Here is a 7,602-nt window from a genome sequence, read left to right as displayed (position 1 = left end):
CCGGACAAGGGATCAATCAAAGGCAAAATCAAACGAGCAGGGTGGAACGATGCATTCCTTCTCTCAATGCTTGGTCATATGCGATAGCCCTGCCCCTGTGGGGGAGGTGGCAGCACGAAGTGCTGACGGAGGGGTGTCACCCTATCGATAGGGTGACACCCCTCCGTCTGGCCTATGGCCAGCCACCTCCCCTGCGAGGGGAGGATCGCCAATTATCAGTAGCGGTAGTGGTCGGGCTTGTAGGGGCCTTCGACAGGCACGCCGATATAGTCGGCCTGGCGCTGGCTCAGCTTGGTGAGCTTCACGCCCAGCTTTTCCAGATGCAGTTCGGCGACCTTTTCGTCCAGATGCTTGGGCAGGACATAGACGTCGTTGCCATATTGCTCGCTCTTGGTCCAAAGCTCGATCTGCGCCAGCGTCTGGTTGGTGAAGCTGGCCGACATCACGAAGCTCGGATGACCCGTGGCGTTGCCCAGGTTAACTAGGCGGCCCTTCGACAAGACGATGATCTTCTTGCCGTCCGGGAACTCGACTTCGTCAACCTGCGGCTTGATCTCGGTCCACTTCATATTGGCGAGGCCCGCAATCTCGATCTCGCTGTCGAAATGGCCAATGTTCGATACGATCGCCATATTCTTCATGGCGCGCATATGATCGACGGTCAGGACGGCTTCGTTGCCCGTCGCGGTGACGAAGATGTCGGCGCGGGGCGCGGCTTCTTCCATCGTCACGACTTCATAGCCTTCCATCGCCGCCTGCAAGGCACAGATCGGATCGACTTCGGTCACCAGCACGCGCGCGCCGCCATTGCGGAGCGAGGCGGCCGAGCCCTTGCCGACATCGCCGAAACCCGCGACGCAGGCGACCTTACCGGCCAACATGACGTCGGTGCCGCGACGGATCGCGTCGACCAGCGATTCCTTGCAGCCATAGAGATTGTCGAACTTCGACTTGGTGACGCTGTCGTTCACGTTGATCGCGGGGAAGGGCAGCTTGCCCTTCTTGGCCAGTTCATAGAGGCGATGGACGCCGGTGGTGGTCTCTTCCGACACGCCCTTGATGCTGGCGACGGTCTTGGTCAGCCAGCCCGGACGCTCGGCCAGAACGCGCTTAAGCACCGCACAGAAGATTTCCTCTTCCTCGTTCGACGGCGTGAACAATTCTTCACCGGCCTCAACCCGCGCGCCCCACAACGCGAACATGGTGGCGTCGCCGCCATCGTCCAGGATCATGTTGCAGACGCCGGACTCATGATTGTGCCAGTCGAAGATGCGCTCGACATAGTCCCAATATTCCTGCAGCGTTTCGCCCTTGATGGCGAAGACGGGCACGCCCGACGCGGCGATTGCGGCGGCGGCATGGTCCTGTGTCGAATAGATGTTGCAAGTCGCCCAGCGCACTTCGGCGCCCAGCGCGGTCAGCGTTTCGATCAGCACGGCGGTCTGGATCGTCATGTGTAGCGAACCAGTGATGCGCGCGCCCTTGAGCGGCTGCGACGCGCCGAATTCCTCGCGCAGGGCCATCAGGCCCGGCATTTCGGTTTCGGCAATATCCATTTCCTTGCGGCCAAAGGCAGCGAGGCCGATATCGGCAATCACATAATCCTGCGCCTTGGCGGCGGGTACGGTGGCCACGAGCATATCTCCGTCAGTCAAATAAAGGCTGGCACCGCTGACATGAGCCGGGCGGCGACGATGGGCCGGGCTTTACCAAGCGGCGGGCCTGATGGCAATGCAATATAAAGATGTCTTTATGTGCCTATCGCCTGTGGCGCTCAGGCAGACCCGGCACCGCTCACCAGATGCGACGAATCGATGCCCATCGCGGCGAAGATGGCAGACCATTTGCGGCGCGCGGGCGTTTCGAACAGCAAATCCGTGTCCCCCGGTGCCAGAAACCAGCTCTCGCCGGTCATCTCCTGTTCCAACTGGCCCGCGCCCCATCCGGCATAGCCCAGCGCCACGAGATAGCGACTTGGCCCCCGCCCTTCCCCGATCGCCTTCAAGATGTCGAGCGAGCCCGACAGGCCCCAGCGGTCATCGACCTGCACCATATCCTGTCCCGCCCAGTCGAGCGAATGGAGCACGAAGCCCCGCCGCGGCTCGACCGGGCCACCGCGCAGCACGGGCATGTCCGGCACGCCGCTGCCGTCGATATCGAAACTTTCGAGCAGGTCGCGCAGCCGCACCTCCTCCATTTCCTCGCCAACGGCGATGCCCAGCGCGCCATGTTCGTCATGCACGCACAGCGCGATCACCGAATGATCGAAGCGCATGTCGTCCATGCCGGGAAGCGCGAGCAGGAAATGCCCGCCATAGAAGCGCGACTGGTCCATCGCCCGACTATAGCCACACGCACGGCATTGCCAAGGACGGCTTGCATGATACCCCCTCCCCTTGACAGTCGGACCGCCAAGCCCGACCTCCCGCCCGACACAAGGCCAGGAGATATGATCATGACCATTGCCACAGGCGAGCGCCTGCCCAGCACGACCTTTACCAAGATGACGCAGAACGGCCCCGAAGCGGTCGCTTCAGACGACTATTTCGCGGGCCGCACCGTCGCCATCTTCTCGGTGCCGGGTGCATTTACCCCCACCTGTTCGGCCAAGCATTTGCCCGGCTTCGTTGAAAAAGCCGATGCGCTCAAGGCAAAGGGCGTGGATGAAATCGCCTGCACCGCCGTCAACGACGTGTTCGTCATGGGCGCCTGGGGCAAGTCCGCCGGTGCCGATGACAAGGTGACGATGCTGGCCGACGGCAATGGCGATTTCGCCAAGGCGGTGGGCCTGACCATGGACGGCAGCAAGTTCGGCCTTGGCACGCGCGGCCAGCGTTTTTCGATGATCGTCAAGGATGGCGTCGTCGCCGAACTGAATGTCGAGGAACCGGGCGACTATAAGGTTTCCTCGGCCGACCATATGCTGGGCCAGCTCTGATCGTTGCGAAGGCGCGCTGAACAACCAGCGCGCCTTTGTTGCAGCAAGCGTCTTCCTTCCGTCACGCAAAGGCGGTAACAGGGGGCGATGACACAGAGCATCGGCAAGGCGACGGTCGCGCAACTCGACCATATCTACCAGACATCCATCGAAAATCTGCGTGAGGCCATGCGCGCCTACGCCCGCGACGGCAGCGTGCCTGCGGCCACCGCGCGCAGCGAGCGGCTTTTCTGCTATCCCGAACTGCGCATCATCTATCATGGTGAAAGCGACATGCCGCCGCCCGGCCGCTCGTTCGCGCGCCTCTCGAAGCCCGGCCGCTATGTGACCACCATCACCCGCCCGGCGATGTTCGCCGACTATCTGGCCGAACAGATCGACCTTTTGGTCCGCGACTATGGCGTCGAGGTGGAAACGGGCCTCAGCACCCAGCAAATCCCCTTCCCCTATGTGCTGGACGGGCTGGACATCAGCGCGCTCGATGGCACGCCGCCGACCGAACTCGCGCGGCATTTCCCGGCGACGGAACTGGCCGAGATTGGCGACGAAATCGCCGATGGGCTGTTTATTCCCAATGCCGATGGCGACCGGCCCCTGGCGCTGTTCGACGGGTTGCGCACCGATTTCTCGCTGGCGCGGCTCAAACATTATACCGGCACGCCAGCCGAGGATGTGCAGCGCTACATATTGTTCACTAACTATCACCGTTATGTCGATGAATTCGTGGCCTGGGCCTGCGCCGAACTAAAGCGCGAAGGCAGCCGCTTCACCGCCCTGTCAGGCGCCGGTGGCGTCTATGTCACGTCCGAAACTGCCGACCCTGCGCGGATGATCGCCGACAGCGCCTGGCGCCGGCACCAGATGCCCGCCTATCATTTGATAGCCCCCGATCGCAGCGGCATCACCCTCGTCAATATCGGCGTCGGCCCGGCCAATGCCAAGACGATCTGCGATCACCTCGCGGTGGTGCGCCCCGAAGCCTGGCTGATGATCGGCCATTGCGGTGGTTTGCGTCCCAGCCAGCGGATCGGCGACTATGTCCTCGCGCATGCCTATTTGCGCGACGACAAGGTGCTCGACGCCATGCTGCCGCCCGAAATCCCGGTTCCGGCCATCGCTGAAGTACAGGTCGCGATGGCCAGCGCTGCCGAAGCCGTGCTGGGTGGTGGCGACAAGGAGGATTTCCGCCGTCGCCTGCGCACCGGCACCGTCGTCACCACCGACGATCGCAATTGGGAATTGCGCTATTCCAGCTCTGCGCTGCGTTTCAGCCTGTCGCGGGCCGTGGGGATCGACATGGAATCCGCCACGATCGCGGCGCAGGGCTACCGCTTCCGCGTTCCCTACGGCACACTGCTTTGCGTATCCGACAAGCCGATCCATGGCGAACTCAAGCTGCCGGGACAGGCCAACCGCTTTTATGAGGAAGCGATTGCAGGCCATTTGCGCGTCGGGCTGATGACCTGCGAACTGCTACGCAAGGAGGGGGCGAAGCTGCACAGTCGCAAACTGCGCGCCTTCAACGAGCCGCCGTTTCGCTGATCAGGGGACCGGTAATCAGGCAGCCGCGCGCCAGATGGCGACGCGGTTCTTGCCTTCCCTCTTGGCATCATAAAGCGCCGTATCGGCGCGCGCTACCATATCCTCCAGGTTGTCGTCCGTAGCGATCATTTCAGCAACGCCAAAGCTCGCACGCAAGGCAGCTTGGGGAGCGAATGGGACTACGAGAAACCCTATTTCAGCCCGTACCCGCTCCATCACATCGGCCGCAGCAGGGGCATCGGTGTCGACCAGCAGCAAGCCAAACTCATCGCCACCCAGGCGGGCGACTATATCGCCGCGCCGTACCGCACTGGTGAGCAGGCGGGCAAAGCCACAGAGCGCTGCGTCCCCCGCAATATGGCCATGACCATCGTTGAGGGCCTTGAACCCGTCCAGATCGCAGATAACCAGCGCCAATGGTCGCTGGTGCCTGGCGGCATGGGCCATTGCGCGCGCCGCTGCCTCATCCAGCCCGCGCCGGTTCAAGACATTGGTAAGAGGATCGTGGCGCATCTGCTTGCGCAGTTGATGGGCAAGATCGCCAGCGACGACCATCACCGCCGCAACGCCAAGGCCGACATAGATGGATGGCAGTCCCAATCCCAGCAGCGCGCGATACAGCGCCAAGCCTTGGCCGGGCGCTCGACCCAGATCCATGGCGGCACTGACTACCAGCCCGACCTCGAACAGCGCGAGCAGCAGACTCATGCAGAAAAAGGCCATTTCCGGGGCGCTGAACCGGCGGTCGCGGGGCCACAGCGCAGCAGCAGCCCACAGCATCAGCACGGCGACATAGGAGGGCACGACCATGCCCTGCAGCGCCCGATCGCCGATCAGCGAGACATATATGCCCGCGCCACTGACCAACATACCGAGCGCGATCAAACTGCGCCAAGGCACTGGCCGACCCGATCGCTGCCGCACGCCAACCAGCATCAATGTCCCGCTGGTGACGATGCAGCAGGCCGTCAACGCCATCAGCCCGCGGCTGTCCAGGGCTATACCGCCGCCATTGGCCAGCCATTGGACCATTGCGGCCGCATAGGATAGCGCCCAGCTCAGCACATGCCGCTGTCGGCCAAAATGCAGCCAGGCCACCCCCATTGCCAGTGTCATGATGACACTGGTGAAGAACAGCAGGGCAATGATGATGATCGCCGGGTTCATGGGGGGCGGCCCTTAAAGACTTTACACCGAAGTTACCAGCCGCAAGACTTACCTTTATTCTGTGCGATCAGCCATTTTTGCAGTGGTGCGAAATAGGCTGTCATCGCTCTCCCCGAAATATTCCGGCTTCCGGTAAAAGTTTGCAGTGCATCGGGCCAGGGTTTGGACGCGCCCATTTCCAGCATGGCGTTGAGCTTCGCCCCGACATCCTTGTTGCCATAGAAGGAACAACGATGGAGCGGCCCCTTCCACCCTGCTTGCTTGCATGCTGCTTCATAGAACTGGAATTGCAGGATACGCGCTAAGAAGTAGCGTGTATAAGGCGTGTTGCCGGGGATGTGATATTTGCCGCCAGCATCGAACTTCGTCTCATCGCGCGGCGCAGGCGGGATGATGCCCTGATATTGCAAGCGCAGGTCGGTCCATCCCTCCTGCATCTTGTCCTGCGGGATCGATCCGTCGAACACACCCCAGCGCCATTTGTCGATCAGCAGGCCAAAGGGCAGGAACGCGACCTTGTCCATCGCCTGCCGCAGCAACAGCCCCAGATCCTTGTCCGCGCCGGGCACCTTGGCGGCATCGAGCAGGCCAATCTTCACCAGATAATCGGGGGTAATCGACAAGGCGACAAAATCGCCAATCGCTTCGTGGAAGCCGTCATTGGCCCCGTCCAGATAGAGATAGGGATGCTTGTTATAGGCGCGCTGATAATAATTATGGCCCAGCTCGTGATGGATGGTCACGAAATCGTCGCTGTTGATCTTGGTACACATTTTGACGCGCAGGTCGTCCTTATTGTCCAGATCCCAGGCGGACGCATGGCACACGACTTCCCGGTCGAGCGGCTTGATGAACTGGGTGCGGTCCCAGAAGGTCGCGGGCAGCGGCTCCAGCCCAAGCGAGGAATAGAAGCCCTCGCCGATCTTGAACATCTGCTTTTCCCAATAGCCGCGCCGCTGCTTTTCCGGCGTGTCGGGGCCATCCACCTGATCAGGCCGGGTTTCGACAAAGCCCTTGGCCTTGAGCAGCTCGCCGACATCGAAGCCCAGGTCGCCAGCGCCTGCAGGCGCCACCACATCATAGATATTGCCCCATTCCTGCGCCCACATATTGCCGAGCAGGTCAGCGCGGATCGGGCCTGTCGTGGGCTGCACCTCTGCTCCATATTTTTCGTTCAGCTTGGTGCGGGTATAGCAATGCAATTCGTCATAGAGCGGCTTCACCTCCGCCCAGATCTTGTCGGTCAGCTTGGCGAAATCGTCCGCAGGCATGTCATATTTAGACCGCCACATCGCCCCGGTATCGGCAAAGCCCAATTCCTTCGCGCCCGCATTGGCAATATCGACCAGCTTGGCATAATCGCCGCGCATCGGCGCGCCGACATTATCGTGCCAGCTCAACCACATTTCCTTGAGTTCCTGCGGATTGCGGCTCGAACCCATCTTCTCTTCGATGTCGCTGCCGTTGATCGGCTGACCGTTCAATGTACCCTTGCCTTTGCCATAGGTGGACTGGAGCCGGGTCGAAAGGTCATTCAACTGCTGGGCCGCGCCCGGCGTCGTCGGGGCAGGCAAAGTGAGTGCGGTGCGCAGCAGGTCGAGCCGCCGCTTGGTTTCCACCGACAGGCCCGGCGCGGTCGCATATTTGGCCGCCTCCAGCGCGTAATCGACCGTCATGGTGGTGCCGATCGCACCGAAATAGGCAGCGACAGCGTCACTGTCGTCGCTGATATAGGTGGAATTGATCCAGGCGGCCCGGCTGGAAATGAGCGAATGGTCGAACATCGCCTTTTCCGCCTTGGCGAGGAAGGCGTCGGCCTCGGCGGCCGTCGGCGCAGGCGCCTGCTGCGCCATGGCGGGCGATATCATAAGAGCGGCCGCAAGCGCGGCGATCGAGACGGCGATTTTCATGGGAGTCCCCTCATTAGGCTTATGAGGGGAGAGTGACCTGACCGT

6 protein-coding genes are annotated in these 7,602 nt (G+C 61.7%); 2 read left to right on the top strand and 4 right to left on the bottom strand.

What is annotated here, in order from left to right:
• Positions 1-215: 215 nt before the first annotated feature.
• Both ahcY and J2W40_RS09405 read right to left on the bottom strand, forming a co-directional pair.
• Positions 216-1,634: an adenosylhomocysteinase gene (gene ahcY / locus J2W40_RS09410; RefSeq protein ID WP_310223926.1), complete on the bottom strand. Its 1,419-nt coding sequence runs from the start codon at positions 1,632-1,634 to the stop codon at positions 216-218.
• Positions 1,635-1,774: 140 nt separating this feature from the next.
• Positions 1,775-2,335 (bottom strand): YqgE/AlgH family protein, encoded by a 561-nt coding sequence (locus tag J2W40_RS09405; protein WP_310223924.1) that lies wholly within the window; start codon positions 2,333-2,335, stop codon positions 1,775-1,777.
• Between the two features lie 120 nt (positions 2,336-2,455).
• Between J2W40_RS09405 and J2W40_RS09400 the strand changes: the two genes are divergently transcribed.
• Complete coding sequence (locus tag J2W40_RS09400; protein ID WP_310223922.1) at positions 2,456-2,938, top strand: peroxiredoxin; 483 nt, start codon at positions 2,456-2,458, stop codon at positions 2,936-2,938.
• An 87-nt stretch (positions 2,939-3,025) separates the two neighbouring features.
• Positions 3,026-4,480, top strand: a complete 1,455-nt coding sequence (locus tag J2W40_RS09395) for an AMP nucleosidase (protein WP_096062066.1) — start codon at positions 3,026-3,028, stop codon at positions 4,478-4,480.
• 15 nt (positions 4,481-4,495) lie between these two features.
• Here the strand turns inward: J2W40_RS09395 and J2W40_RS09390 are convergent, their stop codons facing one another.
• Positions 4,496-5,647 (bottom strand): GGDEF domain-containing protein, encoded by a 1,152-nt coding sequence (locus J2W40_RS09390; RefSeq protein WP_310223920.1) that lies wholly within the window; start codon positions 5,645-5,647, stop codon positions 4,496-4,498.
• A gap of 32 nt (positions 5,648-5,679) precedes the next feature.
• Complete coding sequence (locus J2W40_RS09385) at positions 5,680-7,557, bottom strand: M2 family metallopeptidase (RefSeq protein WP_310223918.1); 1,878 nt, start codon at positions 7,555-7,557, stop codon at positions 5,680-5,682.
• Positions 7,558-7,602 lie beyond the last annotated feature (45 nt).

The sequence above is a fragment of the Sphingobium xenophagum genome (genome assembly GCF_031457465.1).
Classification (GTDB): Bacteria; Pseudomonadota; Alphaproteobacteria; order Sphingomonadales; family Sphingomonadaceae; genus Sphingobium; species Sphingobium xenophagum_A.
The sequence above is the reverse complement of the archived record's forward strand: the minus strand, read 5'-3'. Positions and strand labels throughout refer to the sequence as shown.